The sequence below is a fragment of the Nocardiopsis ganjiahuensis DSM 45031 genome, assembly GCF_000341085.1.
Lineage (GTDB): Bacteria > Actinomycetota > Actinomycetes > Streptosporangiales > Streptosporangiaceae > Nocardiopsis > Nocardiopsis ganjiahuensis.
The window spans coordinates 210,826-231,300 of sequence record NZ_ANBA01000015.1; the positions used below are offsets into that span (position 1 = coordinate 210,826).

Here is a 20,475-nt window from a genome sequence, read left to right on the forward strand (position 1 = left end):
GATCTGGCCTCTGGTGTGTCCCCGGTCCCCGTGGTGGGAGACATCTGGGAGATCGACTTCGAAGCGGGTTCCTCCGGGAGCCCGCTTTCGCTGTTTCCACAGCAGTGCTCTTCGAGGATCGGCGCCATACCGAACGACCGGCCCCGATCCCTTTGCGTGAGCGCTCCACGCTCCGCGTCCACCGGGCTTGACGATAGATCGTCCCCCATCCTGACACCCGCTTTCGCGGCGTTCTCGCGAACCGGCGCGTCGACCCCCGAAGCGCCGAACACGGCTGCGGCGGCATCGAGCAGCACCTTCTCGTTCCACTGGGCATCGGCGCGCTTCGCCCGCACGGGTCGCTTCTCACTGCTGGTCACAGGCCCTCCTGACGACGGGATTGATAAACGGAACATCGATCCGTATAGTCGATCTGGAACAGTGATCCGCTTCCATCGTGCCAGAGGAAGCGTGATCGCCGAAGAAGATCACCCGCCGGAAGGAACCCTGCTCATGCAGTACCGCACCCTCGGACGCACCGGCGTCCAGATCAGCACCCTCGCGCTGGGCGCGATGAATTTCGGCCGGATCGGCCGAACCGGTCAGGAAGACGTCGACTCCCTCGTCGGTTCCGCGCTCGACGCGGGGATCAACCTCATCGACACCGCTGACGCGTACAGCAGCGGGGAGTCCGAGGAGATGCTCGGCAAGGCGCTCGGGCACCGCCGCGACGATGTCGTCCTGGCGACAAAGGCAACGCTCCCCATGGGTGAGGACCGCAATCACCGCGGAAGTTCACGCCGTTGGCTGATCACCGCGCTCGAAGGCAGCCTGCGCCGACTCGGCGTGGATCACATCGACCTCTATCAGATGCACCGGTGGGACCCGAACACCAGCGACGAGGAGACACTGTCCGCGCTGACGGACCTGCAGCAGGCGGGAAAGATCCGCTACTTCGGCAGCTCCACCTTCCCCGCCTACCGGATCGTGCAAGCGCAGGGAGTCGCCCACGACCGCCGACTCGGCCGCTACGTCACCGAACAGCCGAACTACTCCATCCTCCAGCGGGGCATCGAGGGCCACGTGCTGCCCGTCACCGAGGAACACGGCCTGGGAGTGCTGGCGTGGAGTCCGCTGGCGTCGGGATGGCTCTCCGGCGCGGTCCGCGAAGGCCGGGAGATCACGACCAGCCGCTCGACGTTCATGCAACCGCGCTTCGACCTCACCGTCCCCGCGAACCGCGCCAAGCTCGACGCCGTCGAGCAGCTCGCGAAACTCGCCGACGACGCCAGCCTGACCATGATCCAGCTCGCCCTCGGCTTCGTCACCGCGCATCGGGCCGTGACCGCGGCGATCATCGGACCGCGCACCCTGGAGCACCTCAGCTCCCAGCTCGCCGCCGCTGACACCGTCTTGTCCACCGAGGTCCTTGACGCGATCGACGCGATCGTCCCCCCTGGGATCGATCTCGCCCCGGCGGAGAAGAACGACACACCGCCCGCGCTGCTCGACCCGACGCTGCGACGACGCTGAGAGCGGCGGAAACTCACCGGGCACGCTCACAGCCCGCGGTGAGAGGCACTCATACATGTCAGGCACTGCGGGGAGCTGTTGGGCGCCCGGTACGGATCCACCGGGGCTTCCCGTCGATGACAGGAGCGACCCGGGCCGCGTGGGGCCGTCCACGAGATCTGCCCTGCCGCGAGACGAGGACACGTCGGAAGCCGCCCTCGGAGCGGCCTTTCCCGAAGCGGGGCGGTCAGGTGATGACGAGCCGCTGCCTGCCGTCGATGAGCTCCCGGACAGCGTCCAGGTGCCCGGCGTGGGTCGCGGTCTCCGTGATGACGTGCAGGACGACTTCACGAAGGGTGTCGTAGCGCCAGCCGTCGAAGAAGTCCGGCCACCAGGCCGTGGCCGCGTCCGGGTCGGCGCCGGCGAGGATCACGTCGGAGAGCTCGATCTGTTCGCGGTACAGGGCGAGAACCTCCTGTGCAGACGTCTCCGGTGCGGGATTCCAGGCGTCGTCCCCGGAGCTCAGGATCTCTTCGACGGCGAGCCGCTCGCCTGCCGCGACGGCGCGGAACCAGAACTTCTCGTCGTCCAGGGCGAGATGGCGCACGAGGCCCAGGCAGGTCCAGCCGGACGGCAGTACCGGGCGCCGGAGCGCTTCGTCGTCGAGGCCCTCGAGGGCGCCCAGGACGTGTTCGCGTTTGTCGGTCAAGAAGCCCAGCAGCGTCGTCATCTCGGTGTCGGACACGATGCGGCGACCTCCCCCGTCAGGCCGGAGACGCCCTCGTGGAACCTCCTGGCCACCGTCGGATCCTCGGCGAACGGCGTGACGGATCCGGTGTCCTCGAACCAGCGGTCCATGGCTGCCCCTCCCTCGGACGGCACCGCGCGTGACGCGGTCGTCCGCACCGTATCCGGCAGGGGTGACGTTCAGGGGCCGGAGGGGGTCCTGTCCGGGGTTGCCGGGACGCGGACGATCTGGGCCAGCAGGGCCAACAGCGGCAGCTCCAGCAGCGGCCCCGCCACCAGGGCGAGGGCGATCAGCGGCCGGTCGGGGAAGGCCGCGACCGCGACGGCCAGCGCGATGGGCGAGTTCCGCGCCGTGGTGGTCATGACCAGCGTGACCCTCTGTTCCGCGGGCAGGCGCAGGAGCCCGGCCGCGGACACCGCGACCACGGGCGCCAGGACGAAGAAGACCGCCAGGGGCAGCAGGAGCGCCAGCAGGTCCAGGGCGTGCTCCGTCACGGTGCGGGACTGCCAGGCGAACATGGCGAAGACCGCCGTGTACAGCAGCGGCAGCACCACCCGCGCGGCCGGGGCGACCACGATCCGGTCGCGCCAGTCGGCGCCCTTGTACCGGGCGGCGGCCCAGCGGGTGACCGCGGCCAGGGTCAGCGGCAGGACCAGGACGAGCAGGACCGACTCGGCCAGGGTCGCGCCGTCGACCATCGCTGCCCGTCCGCCCAGGAGCAGCACGTAGACCGGTAGCAGCAGCAGTTGCAGGACGAGGTTGACCGGCAGCAGGGCCGCGGCGATACCCGTGTGGCCGCGGGCCATGGCGGTGAAGACCAGGTACCAGTCCGTGCACGGGGTCACCAGCAGCAACAGCAGGCCGATCCGCAGGTCCGGTTCGGAACCCAGCAGACCCGCTCCCAGCACCCAGGCCAGGAGCGGGGTGAAGACGAAGTTGAGGACCAGGCTGGCCGCCACCACGGACCGCGCCCGCCGCGCCTGCGCCACCTGGGCGGCGTCCATCTGCACGAACACGGCGGCGAGCATCACCAGCAGGGCGGGCAGCACGACGTGCTCCGCGGCCGCACCGATCGGGAGAAGGAGCCCGGCCCCCAGCCCGGCCAGGGCCGCGACGGCCACCAGAAGACTCTGGAGGCGTTCGGCGATCGACATCGGTCAGGGCTCCTCGGAAGGGGTCGGAGGTTGCGATGGCTCGGCCCCCAGCAGGCGGGCGGCCTGCTCGGCGCGGCTGCCCGGTGCGGGCGGGTCGCCGGGGCCGGTGCTCACACGCAGGTGCACCCGGCGGGCGCTGAAGTCGATGCCCAGGTCCAGGAAGGAACAGCACTGCTGTTCGGCGGCGGCCAGTTCGGCCAGTGCCCCGGCCTTCTCCAGGGGGAGGGTCCAGGTACTCCCGCGGGCGTGGCGCACCCGGCGGGCCGGCTCCAGCAGAAGGCGCCACCGGTCGAGGCGCTCCCGGTGGTCGTCCTCCTCCAGTGAGCAGGAGACCCTCGGGGTGGCGGACACGGTCAGCTCACGCGCACGGCGTGCGGGCCGGGCCGCAGGCGCGCCCACACGCCGGGCGGGGCCCGGGGCGGGGTTCGGGGCGGGGTCCGGGCCATCGGCGAGGAAGGCACAGTCCGGATCGCAGGGGGTGTCCCGGTCGGGCAGTGCGTCCAGGCGCCGCAGCGCGTCTCGGAGCACGGACCGGAACTCCTCCAGCTCAGCGCTGCGTTCGCGGACCTCCGCCAGGCGTTCGACAAGCCGGGGCCGGAGCACGGACCTGACCCGGGAACACGAATGGGCCGACCACACCGCGGTGAGTTCGCCGATCTCGTCCAGGTCCAGGCCGAGCTGTTTGGCGGTGCCGATGAACGCCAGCCGTTCGACCGAGCGCTGGTCGTAGAGACGGTAGCCGGCCGGGGAGCGCTGCGCGGGAAGCAGCCCGCGCTCTTCGTAGTAGCGCAGCGTGGAGGCGGGAACACCGGAGCGTTCGGCCAGCTCGGAGACGCGCATCAACACCATGCGCCCAAGATAGGCCTTCGAGTCGACTCGAAGGTCAAGCCCGGGGAGGGGTCCGGAGTTCGGCTCCCCCACCCCGGGTCCGGTGCCCCGGACCCGGCCGGCGGGGCCTTCCGGCCGCCACTGGCCACGCGCGAGAAAACGTTCGGTTCCCGGAACCCCGGGCACTGCCGCAGACTCGAACACCGGGGGGCGGACCGCGCCCCTTCGAGCCCCGACAACGAAAACGAGGACGATGACCTCCCCCGCCCCCGGTCACCCTTCGACCCCGGTCGACGAGCAGGGTTCCGACGAACAGGACACCGAGGCCGGCGCCGCGCCCGCCTCCACCGACGGACCGCCGCCTCCGCCCGCCGCACCCCCCGGAACCGGTCGGCCCGGGTGGGTCACCGCGCTGTGGATGGGGCACGGCCTCCTGAGGCTGTGGCTCTTCCACTACCTCATGATCTACGGCTGGTTGAAAGTCCTGATGAGCCAGATGGGGCTCCTCGACTACAGCAGCGCCCTCCTCGCCTTCGGGGAGAAGAGCCCCATGGGGCTGCTGTGGAGCTTCGTCGCCTACGCGCCGGTCTTCCAGGTCCTCTCGGGGCTGGTCGAGATCCTCGCCGGGGCGCTGCTCATCTGGCGGCGCACGGCCTGGCTCGGCGGTCTCCTCGGCGCCATGGCGATGGGCGCGGTCTTCCTGCTCAACCTCCTCTACGACGTCCCGGTCAAGCAGCTGGCCCTCGTCATGGCCGTCGGCTGTGTCCTGGTCCTGCTGCCGGAGGTGCCGCGCCTCCTCCGCTTCCTCACCGGCCGTCCCACCGAGGGGGCGACGACCCCGCGCCCGGTCCCGTGGCCGCGGGTCCACGCCGTGACCCGGTGGATCTTCGGCTCCCTGGGTGTACTGGTCCTCCTGGGGCCGATCGCCCTGGCACCGACCCTGGTGCCGCAGGCGTCGGACTCCCCGCTCCCCGGGGTCTACCGCGTGGTCGGCGACACCGCCGAACCGGCCGCGCAGCTCTCCGAGGACGAGCGATGGCAGGAGGTCGCCTTCGGCCAGTACGCGTCCATGTCGGGCGCGTACATGCTCACCATCCGCCACGCCAACGGTGACCTGTGGGAAGGGCGGTACGAACACATCGGCGAGGGGGAGATCGAGGTCTCCCTGTACCCGGTCATGGAAGGGGACCGCGGCCTGGTCCGTGACACCGGGGAGCCCTTCACCCTCGGCTGGGAGATCCAGGACGACGGCAGGGTGCACGTCGAGGGAGCGGGACAGGACCTCGTTCTCGAGTCGGATCCGGAACTGCGCTACCTCTACGACCGCGAGTTCTCCTGGGCCCCCAACACACCCGTCAACCGCTGACCCGGAGCCCACGAACCGGCGGAGGGAGCCTGCCTCCCTCCGCCTCCCTCCGCCCGGTGGCCGTCGCGACGGGAGGGCCACCGGGGCAGGCGCAACGGAAGGGCACAGCGGAAACGGCGTCCTGGAGGGCTGTGATCGGGACACACCGGGTGAAAGACTCCTGACGGAGCCGTGATGTTCGCGGCGCCTGTCAGAAGGGGGCTGTCGATGGTGCAGAACGAGACGAGGGCGCCGAAGGTCGCAGTGGGGATCGACGGGTCTCCGGCCGCGTCCACCGCACTGGCCTGGGCGGCCATGGAGGCCGACCGGCTGGGGTGGCCGCTGCACGTGGTGTACGCCCTGGCGATGCCGCTGGTGATGTCCGTCTACGCGGGCCCCACCCGGTTCCCGCCACCCGAGGAGGTCACCGAGCAGGGGCGCCGCGTGCTGGCCGAGGCCACCGAACGTGTGCGCAAACTGCACCCGAACGTGCAGGTGGGGGAAGTCCTGGCGCTGGAGGACCCCGCCACCGCCCTGCTGCGCAGGCTCTCCCCGGAGGATCTCGTGGTCGTGGGCTCACGCGGCCTGGGCGCGGCGCGTTCGGCGCTGGACGCGTCCGTGAGCGTGCGGATGGCGGCGCGCGCGGAGTGCCCGGTGGTCGTGGTGCCCTCGGCCGGGACGACCGTGCCGGCCGATCCGCCGCGCCGGATCGTGGTGGGGGTGGACGGTTCCGAGAACTCCCGGCGGGCGCTGGCCTTCGCCCTGCGGGAGGCCGCCCGGGTCGAGGGCGGTTCGGTGGTGGTGGTGCACAGCTGGCAGGTGTCGCTGCCCTTCGACTCCGAGGCCCTGGCCGCGGGCGGCTGGTCTCCCCCGGACGACCTGCTGGACGAGCGTTCGCAGGAGATGGTCTCGGAAATGCTGGCGCAGGTCGCGGACAGCGGGACCGAGGGTGTGGGGGTCTCCGTCGTGCGCAGTGGCAAGGACGCCGCCGAGGCCGTCGTCGAGGCCGGTGCCGCCGCGGATCTGATCGTGGTCGGTTCCCGGGGTCGGGGCAGCGTGCGCGGCCTGCTCCTGGGTTCGGTGAGTCAGGGCGTGCTGCACGCGGCGACCGTGCCGGTCGCGGTGTTGCCGAAGCACCCCCGGCCACGGCGCTGACAGGCACGGACGGGCCCCGGAGCCGGGTACGGGCTCCGGGGCCCGCCCGCTTCCGGGGCCGGTGTGTTCCGGGGGCCGTCGCGCCCCGGATCCGGTCCGAGGCCGAGAGCCGGAGGATGCCGGTCAGACCGCCGACCAGCCGCCGTCCACCGGAAGCAGTACGCCGTTGATGTTGCTCGCGGCGTCGGAGGCCAGGAAGACGATGGCCGCGGCGAGTTCGTCGGCCTGGGCGACCCCGCCCATGTTGCCCATGTAGCGGCCCAGGACGGCCGGTCCGGACGCCTCGGCGTCCGCGTCGACCCTGATCCCGGTGGCCGTACCGCCCGGGGCGACCGCGTTGACCCGGATGCCCTGGTCCCGGTACATGACCGCGGTGGACTTCACCAGGCCCACCACCCCGTGCTTGGCGGCGGTGTAGGCGGCCCCGGCGGCGCTGCCGCGCAGGGAGGCCTCGGATGCGGTGAACACCACGGATCCCCGGCCCCGCTCGACCATGTGCGGCAGGACGGCGCGGGTGAGCAGGAAGGGCGCGGTCAGGTTGACCCGGATGAGCCGCTCCCAGAGCGCGTCGGTGACGTCGGCGGTCGCGGACATGTCGTCCATGATCCCGGCGTTGTTGACCAGGACGTCGATCCCTCCGAAGCTCTCCAGGGCGGTGGCGACGACCTCGTCCACGACCTCCTGGCGGCTGAGGTCGCCCGCGACGCTCTCCGCGGTGCCCCCGGCGGCGCGGATCTCCTGGACGGCGGTGGCGGCGGAGTCACCGTCGAGGTCGGCGACCAGGACCCGGGCTCCCTCCTGTGCCAGGCGCAGCGCGGTGGCCCGCCCGATGCCGGAGCCGCCCCCGGTGACGACGGCGTTCTTCCCGGCCAGACCCGATGCGGTCATGACGTTCCTCTGTTCTCCCCTGCTGGGGCTCTTCCCCGCGCCCCGCTGAGCGCCGGACCCGGGTGACCTCCGTGGTCACAATTGTCACTGTAGGACTTTTTGTCACTGAAAGACAATTATTCTGGAGCAGGACCACCAGCTCAGTAGAGTTGGCGGCACAGAGGAGACACACGGAGGAGGGCGCGTGCCCCAGGACCAGAACCCCTCCCCCGGGCCGTCCGTCCGGGGGCGGCCGCCCATGAGCAGTCGACGCAGGGAGGTCGTGCGCATGCAGATCGCCCGAGCCGCCGTGGAGCTGTTCACCGCCAAGGGGGTGGCCGCGACCACGGGTGACGACATCGCCCACGAACTGGGGATCTCCACCCGTACGCTGTGGCGCTACTTCCCGAGCAAGGAGAGCTGCGTACGCCCACTGCTCACCGACGGGCTCGACCTCGTGGCGGACCGCCTGCGGTCCTGGCCCGCCGAGCTGTCACTCGCCGAGCACCTGGAGCGTTCGGGCGCCCTCGACGGGGGCACCGGAGCCGCCCTGGGCGCCCCGACGCTCGACCTCATCCGGATGACCCGCACGGAGCCCGGGCTCAGGGCCGTGTGGCTGGAGGTCCACCACACCGCCGAGGACGTCTTCGCCGAGGCCGTCGCCGAACGCGCCGGCGCCACACCCGACACCCTGTCCGTCCGGGTCCAAGCCGCCGCCATCAACGTGGCGCTGCGGGTGGCCTCGGAGCAGCTCGCCGCCGGCGGACAGCACGACGGGAACATGATCGGCCTGGTCCAGGAGGCCCTGACCACCGTCGGCGACGGTCTCGGACCGCTCCCCGAGCGCCGCGGAGCGCGGAACACCCGTACATAGAGCGCTCTCCGGACGGGAGGGAGCGCTCTGCCGCTCGGATCCACCGCCCGTCCCCCACCACCATCCGAGGAACCCGATGTCCCAGCTGCACCCTGACCTGTCCCGCGCCCGGTTCCTGCCCACACCGTCCATCGGCCCGCGCACGGCCCGCATGGCCCAACGGCTCGCCGACCGCATGCGGCCGGGCCCGACCCCCTCGGACCTGGTGATCGAGGAACACGCCGCTCCGGGCCCCGGGGGCGCGCCCCCGGTCGCCCTGCGCGTCTACCGTCCCCGGTCGTCGGAGGGTCCCTCCCCCGCCCTGCTGTGGATCCACGGCGGCGGGTACCTCTTCGGCAGCCCGATCCAGGACGAGAAGGGGAGCATCGAGTTCGCCCGGGAGCTGGGCGCCACCGTGGTCGCCGTCCGGTACCGCAAGGCGCCCGACCACACCGCACCGGCACCGGTCGAGGACGCCTACGCCGCCCTTTCCTGGACGGTCGACAATGCCGACCGGCTGGGCCTCGACCCCGACCGCGTCGCGATCGGCGGGGCCAGCGCGGGCGGCGGCGCCGCCGCGGCCCTGGCGCTGATGTGCCACGACCGCGGCGGTCCCCGGCCGGTGTTCCAGCTGCTCGTCTACCCGATGCTGGACGACCGCACCACCCTGCGCACCGACCTGGACGGCCTCGACGTCCGCATGTGGTCGGTGGGCAACAACCGGTTCGCCTGGGAGTCCTATCTCGGCGGGGCCCCGGGGGCCGCGGAGGTCTCCCCCTACGCGGCCCCCGCCCGGCGCGCGGACCTGTCCGGACTGCCTCCGGCCTGGATCGGTGTGGGCACACTCGACCTGTTCCACGACGAGGACCTCGCGTACGCCGAACGCCTCCGCGCCGCGGGGGTGCCCTGCGGAACGACCGTGGTGCCGGGAGCCTTCCACGGGTTCGACACGTTCTTCCCCGAGGCGGGCGTGGTCCGCGAGTTCCGCCGCGAACAGGTCGAGGCGCTCCGCGCGGCCTTCGGGGAGGGTGCTCCACCGCATCCCTGACCCCGCAACACTGCCCGGGAAGCACGGGGCGCGGGGCCCGGCCGAGAAGCACCGGTCCAGGAGCTCCGGTCCCACCGCCCCGCTACCCGCTCCACGCGGTTGGGATGGGCGCGGCCGGCGGCGAGCTAGCCGATGGACCGGCCCGCGTAGTCGGGGGCGGGTTCGGCGAGTGCGGCCAGCCGCGCGGCCACCTCCTCGGGGAGGGGGACCGCCCGGCCCTGCCCCTGGTCCACGTGGAGCGCCATGAGCTCCTCGGTCGCCGCCAGGGCTCCGTCGACCCGCATCTCGTGGCAGATCCGCACCTTCTTGGTGCCGGGTGCGGCGGTGTCGGGAGCGATCACCCGGGTGAGGACCTCGACCTCGGCGTCCGCACCGACCTCGTCCAGGTACCTCACGTGTGCCTCGACCGTGTACAGCGAGCAGCCGGACCGCTCCCGGTAGGCGGCGTCCAGGCCGACGCGGTCCATGAGGGCGTCCGTCGCGAACCCGAAGACCAGGACGTAGTAGGCCTCACTGAGGTGTCCGTTGTAGTCGATCCACTCGGGCCGCAGCCGCTGGGTGAAGGACGTGCTCACGCGTTCCGCCTCTCCAGCTCGGCGGCCTCCTCGCGCTCGACCTCCTCGAGCGCCCGGGCCACCGCGATGAGACGGCGGTCCCGCTGGGCGATGAGTTCGGCGGTGGAGCGTCCGGCCACGACCTCGTCGGTGCCCTTCACCATGCGGTCACGCAGCTCCTCGGTGAGTTCGGGGGCCTCGAGACGGGTCCACGGGGACTTGAGGGACGGACCGAAGTGGTCCAGCATGTGCGCCATACCGCCCTCTCCTCCGGCCAGGTGGAAGGTCAGGCAGGGGCCGAAGAAGGCCCAGCGCAGCCCGGGCCCGCTGGTCATCGCCAGGTCGATCTGCTCCACCGTCGCCTCGCCCTCGGCGACCATGTGCAGGGCCTCGCGCCAGGCGGCCTCCTGGATGCGGTTGCCGATGAACCCGGGAAGCTCCTGGTCCATGCTGATCACCGACTTGCCCGCGACACGGTAGAAGTCCGAGGCCCAGTCGACGGCCCACTGCTCGCTGAGTCCGCCGCCGACGACCTCGACCAGGGGGACGAGGTAGGGCGGGTTGAACGGGTGCCCGACCACGAGCCGTCCCGGGTCGGCCGCCTTCACCTGCATCTCGCTCATGCTGTAGCCGGAGGTGGACGAGCCGATGACCACACCCGCGGGGGTGGCGGCGTCGATCTCGGCCAGCAGGTCGATCTTGAGGTCGAGGCGCTCCGGTGCGCTCTCCTGGACGAAGTCGGCGTCGGAGACGGCCTCGGCCAGGGTGTCGACGACCCGCAGGTTCTCCTGCGAGGCTCCCTCGGCCAGGCCCAGCCGCTCCAGGGCGGGCCAGGCCGAGGCGACCAGTTCGCGGAGCTTGGCCTCGGCGTCGGGGGCGGGGTCCCAGGCGACCACCTGGTACCCGCGGCCGAGGAAGTGGGCGACCCAGCCTCCGCCGATGACGCCCGCGCCGACGCAGGCGACCGTGCGCACGGCCTCGGGGGTGGTTCTGGTGTTCTGTGTGGTCATCGTGTTCCTCATGTTGCTGGGGCTCGTGTTGCGGGGGGCGGGATCCGGGCTGGTCCGGACCCGCCGGGGCGGGGGCGCCCGCCGGACGCGGCGACGGTCAGGCCTGGGCCCCGTTCGCGCTGCGGAGCTTGAGCACGGCGCGGGTCTCCTCCGGGGTGGCCACACGGGCCCCGAGCTGCTCGATGATGTTGACGGCCTTCTCGGTGAGCTGGCCGTTGGTGGCCTTCACCCCGCGGCTGAGGTACAGGTTGTCCTCGAGCCCCACCCGGGCGTGCCCGCCGAGCAGCACCGACTGCGCCACCCACGGCATCTGCTTGCGACCGATGGAGAAGCTCGCCCACTCGGCGCCCTCGGGCAGCATGTTCACCATCGACTGGAGGACCGCCGGGTCGGACGGCGCGCCGTAGGGGATGCCGGTGCACAGCTGGAACATCGACGGGTCGTCGATGAGGCCCTCGGCGTGCATCGTCTTGGCGAACCACAGCTGGCCGGTGTCGAAGATCTCCAGCTCCGGGCGCACACCCAGTTCCTGGATGCGCTTGGCGCCCGCCCGCAGCATGTCCGGAGTGGAGATGTAGACGTTGCTGCCGTCGCCGAAGTTGAGGCTGCCGCAGTCCAGGGTGCAGATGTCCGGGAGCAGCTCCTCCACGTGCGGCAGGCGGTCCAGCCCGTTGACCAGGTCGGTGCCCTCCTCGAAGCGCAGCGGGTCCTCCTGGCCGATCACCAGGTCGCCGCCCATGCCGGCGGTGAGGTTGATGACGATGTCGATGCCGGTCTGGCGGATGCGGTCGACGACCTCACGGTAGAGCGCGTTGTCCCGCGAGGGCGCGCCCGTCTTCGGGTCGCGCACGTGGATGTGCACCGCGCTGGCCCCGGCCTCGGCAGCCTCGACCGCCGAGGCCGCGATCTGCTCGGGGGTCACCGGAACGTGCTCGCTCCGGCCGACGGTGTCCCCGGCGCCGGTGAGGGCACAGGTCAGGATGGGCTTGTGGTTCATGGTGTCGCTCATGGCGGTGCTCTGTCTCCGTAGTCCGTGTGGGTCCTGCGTGCCCGGGGCCGGGAGGGGTCGCCGCCCGGCCGGGCTGATCAGTCCGCGAGAACGTCCTTCTCGATGACCGCGTGAAGCGTGGTGCGCATGTGCTCGACGGACCGCCCGGGCATCCCGGTCATGACCTGGATCCCCATGCCGTCGATGAGGGCGGTGAGGCGTCTGGTCATCTCCTCGCCGTCGAAGGCGCGGAAGGACCCGCTCTCCTGCCCCTCGCGCAGGGTGCGGGCGATGGTCTCGTGCCAGCGCCGGTAGGAGTCGGCGTGCAGTTCGCGCATCCCCGGCTCGAGGGCGGCGGCCGCCCACACCTGCATCCAGACCGACCACTCCAGGCGCAGCCGTTCGGAGCCGGGCAGCTGGAGCTCGATGAGCTGCAGAAGCCGCTCGTGCGGATCGCGAATGGTGTGCAGGCTCGCCACCTGGCGGTCGAACGCCTGCTTCACCGAGTGGCGCAGCGCCTCCTCCAGGAGGAGGTCCCGGGTCGGGAAGTGGTAGTGGACGGTCGCGCTGGACGTCCCGCACAGCTGGGCCACCTGGGCGATCCGGACCGAGTGGTAGCCGTGTTCGGCGATCAGCTGCCACGCGGCCTCGATGATCTGGAGTCTGCGGTTGTGCTCCTTGGCGGCTCCGGGCCGGTCGGCCAGACTCGCGGGCGGCGGAGTCACCGCCGACGAGTCGCGCGGAGCCGCCGAGACGGTCTCGGCCGCGTCGTCGCCGTTGAGCAGCCAGTGGACGGTCACCCCCGTCTCGTCGGCGATCCCGGCCAGTTCCAGGGCCGTGAAACGCCGGGTCCCGGTCAGGGACTTGGAGAGCTTGGTGGGGTCGAGGCCGAGCCGTCCCGCGAACTCCCGCTGGGACAGCCCGGACCTGCGGATGGCCTCACGTGCCCTGCCGCGCACATCTGCTTGGTCGCTCACGGAAGCGAAGGTAGCAACAGAATAGCGATAATCGCAACGAGCCCTCTGGTTGCCACTTCGTTACAAACATCCCACCTCTCACCCACGTGCGTCACGCAACCCTTACCACCAGCCGTTTTCTCTCTGACTCCATCCTCGCGCGCACGATGAAATCGCAACGATGCGACACCTGACTGTTTGATAAGTCAACCGCAACACAGTAGGAACTAGAAGGCCCCTGACCCCGAGCCCGGAGGTGACCCGAGCCATCCGTTGGAACATCGACAGCAAAGTCTTCTGGCCCGCCCTGATCATGGTGGTCGGCTTCACCGCACCCTTCGTGCTCGCCCCGGAGGCGGGAGAGCGCCTCCTCGGGGGCGTGTTATCCCAACTCCAGTCGAACCTCGGCTGGGCGTACATGTGGTTCGTCGTCGCACTCGCCCTCCTGCTCGTCTGGCTGGCCTTCTCCAGGTACGGCAACATCAGGATGGGCGGCGCCGAGGACCGCCCCGAGTTCTCCACCCCCACCTGGCTCGCGATGATCTTCACCGCCGCGATCGGCGGCGGCCTCATGTACTGGGGAATCATCGAGTGGGCGCACTACCACGTGGATCCCCCCTACCAGCTCGAACCGCGTGGCGCCGAGGCCGCCGAGTGGTCGGCCACCTACCCCCTCTTCCACTGGGGCCCCACCGCCTGGGCCGTCTTCTGCGTCCCGACCCTGGCCCTCGCGTACGCCTACCACGTACGGCGCGCCCGCCACCTGCGCCTCAGCGAGGCCTGCCGGGGCGTGCTGGGCGACCGCGTCGACCGCTGGCCCGGGCGGGTGATCGACGTCTTCTTCATCATCGGGATGATCGGCGCGGCCGGCACCTCTCTGGGCCTGGCCGTGCCCACCATCGCCGAAGGCGCCTCCCGCATGCTGGGGATCGAGGCGGGAGCCACCCTCAACACCGTCGTCATCGGCCTGTGGACCCTGCTGTTCGCCGGCAGCGTCTTCCTCGGGCTGCACCGCGGCCTGAAGCGCCTCGCCAACCTCAACCTCTACCTGGCCGCGACCCTGGGGGTCCTGATCCTGCTGGTGGGGCCGGCGGTGTTCGTCATCGACACCCTCACCAACAGCGTCGGCATGCTCGCCCAGAACATCCTGCGCATGAGCACCTACACGGATCCCGTCGGGGGTTCGGGCTTCCAGGAGACCTGGACCGTCTTCTACTGGGGCTGGTGGATCTCCTACGGCCCGTTCGTCGGCATGTTCTGCGCCAAGATCTCCAAGGGCCGCACCGTCCGGCAGATCATCGTCGGGATGTGCGGCTTCGGAAGCCTGGGCTGCTGGCTCGCGTTCGCCCTGCTCGGCAACTCCGGGATGGCCTTCGAGCTGCGGGGGAACGCGGACATCGTCGACACCCTGGAGGCCGAGGGTGCGGTTTCGGCCATCTTCGCCACACTGGAGGCGTTCCCGCTCAGGGAGGTCATCACGCCGCTCTTCCTGGTGCTCCTGCTGATCTTCCTGGCCACGACCCTGGACTCGGCGTCCTACATCATGGGGTCGGCCACCTCGCGCGACCTGCCCAACGATGTCGAGCCCTCGCGGTTCAACCGCGTGCTGTGGGCCTGCGTGCTCACCGCGGTGTCGGTCTCGGTGATGTCCGCGGGGGGCACCGAAGCACTGCAGAGCCTGTCGGTCGTGACCGCGTTCCCGCTGATCGCCATCCTGAGCCTGGTGGCCGTCTCCCTCGTCCGCTGGCTCCGCGCCCACGAGGGCGCCACGGCGGAACACGCTCCCGAGGGCGGTCCGGCGGAGTCCGCCCCCGAGAGCGGTCCGGACCGGACCGCGGCCTGACCCGGCCGGGGCACCCACCCCGTCACCGCCCCGGTCCTCGCGCCGAGGTCTCAGCCCCTGGGACCCCACCGACAACAGTTCTGGACTTTCGGGTCCTGACCTGGTGGCCGGGTGGTGAAAAACCTGGCCACCCGGTGGCCTGGTCACGGGAAAACCGGGCCACCAGGTGCCCCGGTGGCCGTTCGGGAACGGCCACCGGGAACACGAATTCGGACACGGGTACACACGGGTACACGCAGTCACACAGAGCGATCTTCATCATGCCGATCGGTGCGAAAACCCTTTCTTTTCGAGCTTTCAGCGGTTAATGTGGCGCCGCCCTGCCCCACCCCCCGGGCGCATCGGAAGGAACCCATGCCGCACCTCCCCCCGAACCAGAGCGCGCAGATTCCCGCCCCCCGTTCCCCCTCCGCCCCACCGCCCGCCGCACCCGAGCCGGTCCGGCTGGACGCGGCCGTCATCGGGGCGGGGTTCGGCGGCATGTACGCCCTTCACCGCCTGCGCGACCGCCTCGGCCTGACCGCGCACGCCTTCGAGGCCGGAGACGGTGTCGGCGGCACCTGGTACTGGAACCGCTACCCGGGTGCCCGCTGCGACGCCGAGTCGGTCTTCTACTCCTACTCCTTCGACGAGGACCTCCAGCAGGAGTGGGTCTGGAGCGAGCGCTACGCCGCCCAGCCCGAGATCCTCTCCTACGCCGAACACGTCGCGGACCGCCTGGACCTGCGCCGCAGCATCACCTTCGGGACCCGGGTGAGCTCCGCCCACTACGACGAGGACCGGTGTCTGTGGCTGCTGGCCACCGACACCGGGCGACGTGTCGAGGCCCGCTACCTGGTCACCGCGCTGGGGTGCCTGTCCGCGGCCCAGGCCCCCGGCATCGACGGGCTCGACGGCTTCCTGGGCGAGGTCCACCACACCGCCCACTGGCCTCACGAGGGGGTCGACCTGTCCGGGAAGCGGGTGGCCGTGATCGGCACCGGCTCCTCCGGGATCCAGGCCGTCCCCGAGATCGCGAACCTGGCCGAGCACCTCACCGTCTTCCAGCGCACTCCGCACTACACCGTCCCCGCCCGCAACCGCCCCCTCACCGAGGAGGAGTTCGACGACGTCCGCGACCGCTACCCGGAGCTGCGGGAAGAGGCCCGGGACACCGCCGTCGGGCTGCTGCTGGACCCGCCTCCCGGCAACGCCGCCGACCTGACGGAGACGGAGCGGACCGCGGAGCTGGAGCGCCGCTGGCACCGGGGCGGCCTGGGATTCATCTCCGCCTTCGGGGACCTGCTCATGGACGAGACCTCGAACACGATCGCCGCCGACTACGTGCGCGAGCGCATACGGGAGACCGTCCGGGACCCGCGTACGGCGGAGCTGCTGACCCCCGCCGACTACCCCATCGCCACCAAGCGCATCTGCCTGGACACCGGCTACTACGAGGCCTTCAACCGGGAGAACGTGTCCCTGGTCTCGGTCCGGGACACCCCGATCGAGCGGATCACCCCCACCGGGGTACGGGTCGACGGCACCGACCACGAGTTCGACGTGATCGTCTTCGCCACCGGGTTCGACGCGATGACCGGCGCCTACACCCGCATGGACCTGCGCGGTCGCGACGGGCGAAGGATCGACGAGGAGTGGCGGGCCGGTCCGCGCGCCTACCTGGGTGTGGCGGTCTCCGGGTTCCCGAACCTGTTCACGGTCACCGGCCCGGGGAGCCCTTCGGTGCTCACCAACATGATGGCCTCCATCGAACAGCACGTCGACTGGATCACCGACTACATCGACCACCTGGAGCGCTCGGGGGTCGCGGCGGCCGAGGCGGAGGAGGAGGCCCAGGACTCCTGGGTGGCGCACGTCGCCGAGGTCGCCTCCCACACCCTCTACTCCCGGGCGGGTTCCTGGTACATGGGCGCCAACGTCGAGGGCAAGCCGCGGGTGTTCATGCCCTACGCGGGCGGCCTGAACCTGTACCGGCAGCAGTGCGATCGGATCGCCTCCCAGGGCTACCCGGGTTTCACGCACACCGCGAAGCGGTCCCGGGGCAACCCCAGCCGAAAGCACCTCCGGCCCGCTCGTTAGGGTTCCCACTGGCCCTGCCGGGGCACCGCTTCCTTGGAGTGGCGGTGCCCCGGCACGGCCGTCGGCAACACCGGCAAGGGCGCCGGACCATGCCAGCCGCATCACGGAGTCCAGGAGGCATCCGGCATGTTCGAGAAGATACTGGTGGCCAACCGCGGTGAGATCGCCATCCGTGCGTTGCGCGCGGGGCACGAGGTGGGGGCGCGCACCGTAGCGGTCTTTCCCCACGAGGACCGCCACTCGCTGCACCGGCTCAAGGCCGACGAGGCCTACCAGATCGGGGAGCCCGGGCACCCCGTCCGCGCGTACCTGTCGGTCGACGAGATCGTCCGCGCGGCACGGGAGGCGGGCGCCGACGCCGTCTACCCCGGGTACGGCTTCCTGTCGGAGAACCCGGAGCTGGCCCGGGCCTGCGCCGAGGCGGGCATCACCTTCGTGGGTCCGCCCGCCGAGGTGCTGGAGCTGACCGGCAACAAGGCGACCGCCATCGCCGCCGCCAAGCGGGCGGGCATCCCCGTGCTGGACTCCACCGAGCCCTCCACCGACGTGGACGGGCTGGTGGCCGCGGCCGAGGAGATCGGCTTCCCCGTGTTCGTCAAGGCCGTGGCCGGCGGCGGCGGCCGGGGCATGCGCCGTGTGGACGCGCGCCCCGCGCTCCGGGAGTCCATCGAGGCGGCCATGCGCGAGGCCGAGACCGCCTTCGGCGACCCCACGGTGTTCCTGGAGCGCGCCGTGGTGGACCCGCGCCACATCGAGGTGCAGATCCTCGCCGACGGCGAGGGCAACGTCATCCACCTGTACGAGCGCGACTGCTCGGTGCAGCGCCGCCACCAGAAGGTCGTGGAACTGGCCCCGGCGCCCAACCTCGACCCGGAGCTGCGCGAGCGCATGTGCCAGGACGCGGTGCGGCTGGCCCGGGAGCTGGGCTACCGCAACGCGGGCACGGTCGAGTTCCTGGTGGGCCGGGACGGCCGGCACGTGTTCATCGAACTCAACCCGCGCATCCAGGTCGAGCACACGGTGACCGAGGAGGTCACCGACGTCGACCTCGTGCAGTCGCAGATCCGGATCGCCTCCGGTGAGACCCTCGCCGACCTGGGCCTGTCCCAGGACGCGATCGTCCTGCACGGCGCCGCCCTGCAGTGCCGCATCACCACCGAGGACCCGGCCAACGGCTTCCGGCCCGACACCGGGACGATCAGCGCCTACCGCTCCCCCGGCGGCTCGGGCATCCGCCTGGACGGCGGCACCGCGGCCGCGGGTTCGGAGGTCAGCGCCTACTTCGACTCCCTGCTGGTCAAGCTCACCTGTCGGGGCCGCGACTTCGCCACGGCGGTGAGCCGCGCCCAGCGCGCGGTCGCCGAGTTCCGGATCCGCGGCATCTCCACCAACATCCCCTTCCTCCAGGCGGTCCTGGAGGACGAGGACTTCCGGCAGGGCCGGGTCACGACCTCGTTCATCGAGGAGCGCCCCCAGCTGCTGACCGCCCGGCCCTCCGCCGACCGCGGCACCCGCCTGCTCACCTACCTGGCCGACGTGACGGTGAACAAGCCGCACGGCGAGCGCCCGCACCTGATCGACCCGGTCGTCAAGCTGCCCGCCGTTCCCGAAGGCGCGCCGCCGGCCGGGTCCAAGCAGCGCCTGACCGAGCTGGGCCCCGAGGGGTTCGCGCGCTGGCTGCGCGCCTCCGACACGCTGGGGGTCACCGACACCACCTTCCGCGACGCCCACCAGTCGCTGCTGGCCACCCGGGTGCGCACCCAGGACCTGCTGGCGGCGGCGCCCGCCGTGGCGCACACCCTGCCCGAACTGCTCTCCCTGGAGTGCTGGGGCGGCGCCACCTACGACGTGGCGCTGCGGTTCCTCGCCGAGGACCCCTGGGAGCGGCTCGCCGCACTGCGCGAGGCCGTGCCCAACGTGGCCCTGCAGATGCTGCTGCGCGGCCGCAACACGGTCGGGTACACGCCCTACCCCACCGAGGTCACCAACGCGTTCGTGCGCGAGGCCGCCGCCACGGGTGTGGACATCTTCCGGATCTTCGACGCCCTCAACGACGTCGAGCAGATGCGCCCGGCGATCGAGGCGGTCCGCGAGACCGGCACCGGGGTCGCCGAGGTGGCGCTGTGCTACACCGCCGACCTGTCGGACCCGGCCGAGAAGCTGTACACGCTGGACTACTACCTGAGGCTGGCCGAGCGGATCGTGGAGTCCGGCGCGCACGTGCTCGCCGTCAAGGACATGGCCGGGCTGCTGCGCGCCCCGGCCGCCGCCCGCCTGGTGAGCGCGCTGCGGAGCGAGTTCGACCTGCCGGTCCACGTGCACACGCACGACACCCCGGGCGGCCAGCTCGCCACCTACCTCGCCGCGGTGAACGCCGGCGCGGACGCGGTGGACGGCGCCGTCGCCTCCATGGCGGGCACCACCTCGCAGCCCTCGCTCTCGGCGATCGTGGCCGCCTTCGACCACTCCGCCACCCCCACCGGGCTGTCCCTGGACGCGGTGAACGAGCTGGAGCCGTACTGGGAGGCGGTACGCCGGGTGTACGCGCCCTTCGAGGCGGGCCTGAGCTCCCCGACCGGGCGGGTCTACCACCACGAGATCCCCGGCGGCCAGCTGTCCAACCTGCGCACCCAGGCCACCGCGCTGGGGCTGGGCGACCGGTTCGAGGACATCGAGGCGATGTACGCCGCCGCCGACCGCATGCTGGGCCGCCTGGTGAAGGTGACCCCCTCCTCCAAGGTGGTGGGCGACCTGGCCCTGCACCTGGTGGGCGCCGGGGTCTCCCCCGAGGAGTTCGAGAAGGACCCGGACCGGTTCGACGTGCCCGACTCGGTGGTGGGCTTCCTCCGCGGTGAGCTGGGTGTGCCCCCGGGCGAGTGGCCCGAGCCGTTCCGCACCAAGGCGCTGCGCGGGCGCGGCGAGCCCCGTGCCACCGAGGAGCTGAGCGAGGTGGACCGCGCCGGGCTGGCCGAGGAGCCGCGCGCCACCCTGAACCGGCTGCTGTTCGCCGGACCCACGAAGGAGTTCGAGGCGCACCGCGCCGCCTACGGCGACACCAGCGTGCTCGACAGCAAGGACTTCTTCTACGGTCTGCGCGAGGGCGAGGAGCACGTGGTGGACCTGGAGCCGGGTGTGCGCCTGCTCATCGGCCTCCAGGCGGTGAGCGAGGCCGACGAGCGCGGCATGCGCACCGTCATGACCACCCTCAACGACCAGCTCCGGCCGCTGCACGTGCGGGACCGGTCACTGGCCTCGGACGTGCCCGAGGCGGAGAAGGCCGACCGCAACGACCCCTCCCAGGTCGCGGCGCCCTTCGCCGGTGTGGTCACCCCGGTGGTGGCCGTGGGCGACGAGGTCAAGACCGGGGACACGGTCGCCACCATCGAGGCGATGAAGATGGAGGCCTCGATCACGGCACCGCAGGACGGTGTGGTCTCCCGGGTGGCCGTCGACGGCGTTCGGCGCGTGGAGGGCGGCGACCTGATCGTCCAGCTGGGCTGAGGTTCCGGGCCCGGAGCGTCCGTGGCTCCCAAGGGCTCCGGGCAGCCGTCGTGAC

The 20,475-nt window shown here is 71.5% G+C and carries 16 protein-coding genes; 8 read left to right on the forward strand and 8 right to left on the reverse strand.

Annotated features, from left to right (window positions below; genetic code table 11):
* Positions 1–33: 33 nt before the first annotated feature.
* On the forward strand, positions 34–1,512 hold the full coding sequence (locus D458_RS0122510) for an aldo/keto reductase (protein ID WP_338037020.1): 1,479 nt from the start codon (positions 34–36) through the stop codon (positions 1,510–1,512).
* Between the two features lie 226 nt (positions 1,513–1,738).
* On the opposite strand, the gene D458_RS0122515 is transcribed toward D458_RS0122510, so the two are convergent.
* The 3 genes from D458_RS0122515 to D458_RS0122530 all read right to left on the reverse strand — a co-directional run bounded on the left by D458_RS0122515 (position 1,739) and on the right by D458_RS0122530 (position 4,242).
* Positions 1,739–2,236 carry a DinB family protein gene (locus tag D458_RS0122515; RefSeq protein WP_017588994.1) on the reverse strand — a complete coding sequence of 166 codons (498 nt, stop codon included), beginning with the start codon at positions 2,234–2,236 and terminating at the stop codon, positions 1,739–1,741.
* A 182-nt stretch (positions 2,237–2,418) separates the two neighbouring features.
* On the reverse strand, positions 2,419–3,393 hold the full coding sequence (locus D458_RS0122525; protein ID WP_017588996.1) for an arsenic resistance protein: 975 nt from the start codon (positions 3,391–3,393) through the stop codon (positions 2,419–2,421).
* A gap of 3 nt (positions 3,394–3,396) precedes the next feature.
* Positions 3,397–4,242, reverse strand: coding sequence for a MerR family transcriptional regulator (locus D458_RS0122530; RefSeq protein ID WP_017588997.1), 846 nt, complete (start codon positions 4,240–4,242; stop codon positions 3,397–3,399).
* A gap of 232 nt (positions 4,243–4,474) precedes the next feature.
* On the opposite strand from D458_RS0122530, the gene D458_RS0122535 reads away from it, so the two are divergent.
* Positions 4,475–5,587, forward strand: a complete 1,113-nt coding sequence (locus tag D458_RS0122535; protein WP_017588998.1) for a hypothetical protein — start codon at positions 4,475–4,477, stop codon at positions 5,585–5,587.
* Positions 5,588–5,794: 207 nt separating this feature from the next.
* On the forward strand, positions 5,795–6,721 hold the full coding sequence (locus D458_RS0122540; RefSeq protein WP_026119585.1) for a universal stress protein: 927 nt from the start codon (positions 5,795–5,797) through the stop codon (positions 6,719–6,721).
* Positions 6,722–6,844: 123 nt separating this feature from the next.
* Here the strand turns inward: D458_RS0122540 and D458_RS0122545 are convergent, their stop codons facing one another.
* Positions 6,845–7,609, reverse strand: coding sequence for an SDR family NAD(P)-dependent oxidoreductase (locus D458_RS0122545; protein WP_017589000.1), 765 nt, complete (start codon positions 7,607–7,609; stop codon positions 6,845–6,847).
* A gap of 184 nt (positions 7,610–7,793) precedes the next feature.
* Here D458_RS0122545 and D458_RS0122550 point away from each other — a divergent pair, with 184 nt between their 5' ends.
* The gene (locus D458_RS0122550; RefSeq protein WP_449406593.1) at positions 7,794–8,462 is read left to right on the forward strand and encodes a TetR/AcrR family transcriptional regulator; all 669 of its coding nucleotides are present in this window, start codon (positions 7,794–7,796) and stop codon (positions 8,460–8,462) included.
* Positions 8,463–8,538: 76 nt separating this feature from the next.
* Positions 8,539–9,489: an alpha/beta hydrolase gene (locus D458_RS0122555; RefSeq protein WP_017589002.1), complete on the forward strand. Its 951-nt coding sequence runs from the start codon at positions 8,539–8,541 to the stop codon at positions 9,487–9,489.
* Between the two features lie 125 nt (positions 9,490–9,614).
* Here D458_RS0122555 and D458_RS0122560 read toward each other — a convergent pair whose 3' ends face one another.
* The 4 genes from D458_RS0122560 to D458_RS0122575 form a co-directional block, all read right to left on the reverse strand.
* Positions 9,615–10,064, reverse strand: a complete 450-nt coding sequence (locus D458_RS0122560; protein ID WP_017589003.1) for a thioesterase family protein — start codon at positions 10,062–10,064, stop codon at positions 9,615–9,617.
* Positions 10,061–11,053 (reverse strand): 3-hydroxyacyl-CoA dehydrogenase NAD-binding domain-containing protein, encoded by a 993-nt coding sequence (locus D458_RS0122565; protein ID WP_017589004.1) that lies wholly within the window; start codon positions 11,051–11,053, stop codon positions 10,061–10,063. The genes D458_RS0122560 and D458_RS0122565 overlap by 4 nt, the downstream gene beginning before the upstream one ends.
* Positions 11,054–11,150: 97 nt before the next feature.
* Positions 11,151–12,062 (reverse strand): BKACE family enzyme, encoded by a 912-nt coding sequence (locus D458_RS0122570; RefSeq protein ID WP_017589005.1) that lies wholly within the window; start codon positions 12,060–12,062, stop codon positions 11,151–11,153.
* Positions 12,063–12,139: 77 nt separating this feature from the next.
* Positions 12,140–13,018, reverse strand: coding sequence for a TetR/AcrR family transcriptional regulator (locus D458_RS0122575; RefSeq protein WP_026119587.1), 879 nt, complete (start codon positions 13,016–13,018; stop codon positions 12,140–12,142).
* A 235-nt stretch (positions 13,019–13,253) separates the two neighbouring features.
* Between D458_RS0122575 and D458_RS0122580 the strand changes: the two genes are divergently transcribed.
* The 3 genes from D458_RS0122580 to D458_RS0122590 all read left to right on the forward strand — a co-directional run bounded on the left by D458_RS0122580 (position 13,254) and on the right by D458_RS0122590 (position 20,420).
* Positions 13,254–14,840 (forward strand): BCCT family transporter, encoded by a 1,587-nt coding sequence (locus tag D458_RS0122580; RefSeq protein WP_017589007.1) that lies wholly within the window; start codon positions 13,254–13,256, stop codon positions 14,838–14,840.
* Between the two features lie 354 nt (positions 14,841–15,194).
* Entirely contained in the window at positions 15,195–16,919 is a 1,725-nt protein-coding gene (locus D458_RS0122585) for a flavin-containing monooxygenase (protein WP_017589008.1), read from the forward strand.
* Between the two features lie 126 nt (positions 16,920–17,045).
* Positions 17,046–20,420, forward strand: coding sequence for a pyruvate carboxylase (locus D458_RS0122590; protein WP_017589009.1), 3,375 nt, complete (start codon positions 17,046–17,048; stop codon positions 20,418–20,420).
* Positions 20,421–20,475 lie beyond the last annotated feature (55 nt).

What these genes read in the sequence shown, in the direction of transcription:
- D458_RS0122525 (WP_017588996.1), bottom strand. Translation starts at nt 3,393, where the DNA reads ATGTCGATCGCCGAACGCCTCCAGAGTCTTCTGGTGGCCGTCGCGGCC.
- D458_RS0122530 (WP_017588997.1), bottom strand. Translation starts at nt 4,242, where the DNA reads ATGGTGTTGATGCGCGTCTCCGAGCTGGCCGAACGCTCCGGTGTTCCC.
- D458_RS0122535 (WP_017588998.1), top strand. Translation starts at nt 4,475, where the DNA reads ATGACCTCCCCCGCCCCCGGTCACCCTTCGACCCCGGTCGACGAGCAG.
- D458_RS0122540 (WP_026119585.1), top strand. Translation starts at nt 5,795, where the DNA reads ATGGTGCAGAACGAGACGAGGGCGCCGAAGGTCGCAGTGGGGATCGAC.
- D458_RS0122545 (WP_017589000.1), bottom strand. Translation starts at nt 7,609, where the DNA reads ATGACCGCATCGGGTCTGGCCGGGAAGAACGCCGTCGTCACCGGGGGC.
- D458_RS0122555 (WP_017589002.1), top strand. Translation starts at nt 8,539, where the DNA reads ATGTCCCAGCTGCACCCTGACCTGTCCCGCGCCCGGTTCCTGCCCACA.
- D458_RS0122565 (WP_017589004.1), bottom strand. Translation starts at nt 11,053, where the DNA reads ATGACCACACAGAACACCAGAACCACCCCCGAGGCCGTGCGCACGGTC.
- D458_RS0122570 (WP_017589005.1), bottom strand. Translation starts at nt 12,062, where the DNA reads ATGAGCGACACCATGAACCACAAGCCCATCCTGACCTGTGCCCTCACC.
- D458_RS0122585 (WP_017589008.1), top strand. Translation starts at nt 15,195, where the DNA reads ATGCCGCACCTCCCCCCGAACCAGAGCGCGCAGATTCCCGCCCCCCGT.
- D458_RS0122590 (WP_017589009.1), top strand. Translation starts at nt 17,046, where the DNA reads ATGTTCGAGAAGATACTGGTGGCCAACCGCGGTGAGATCGCCATCCGT.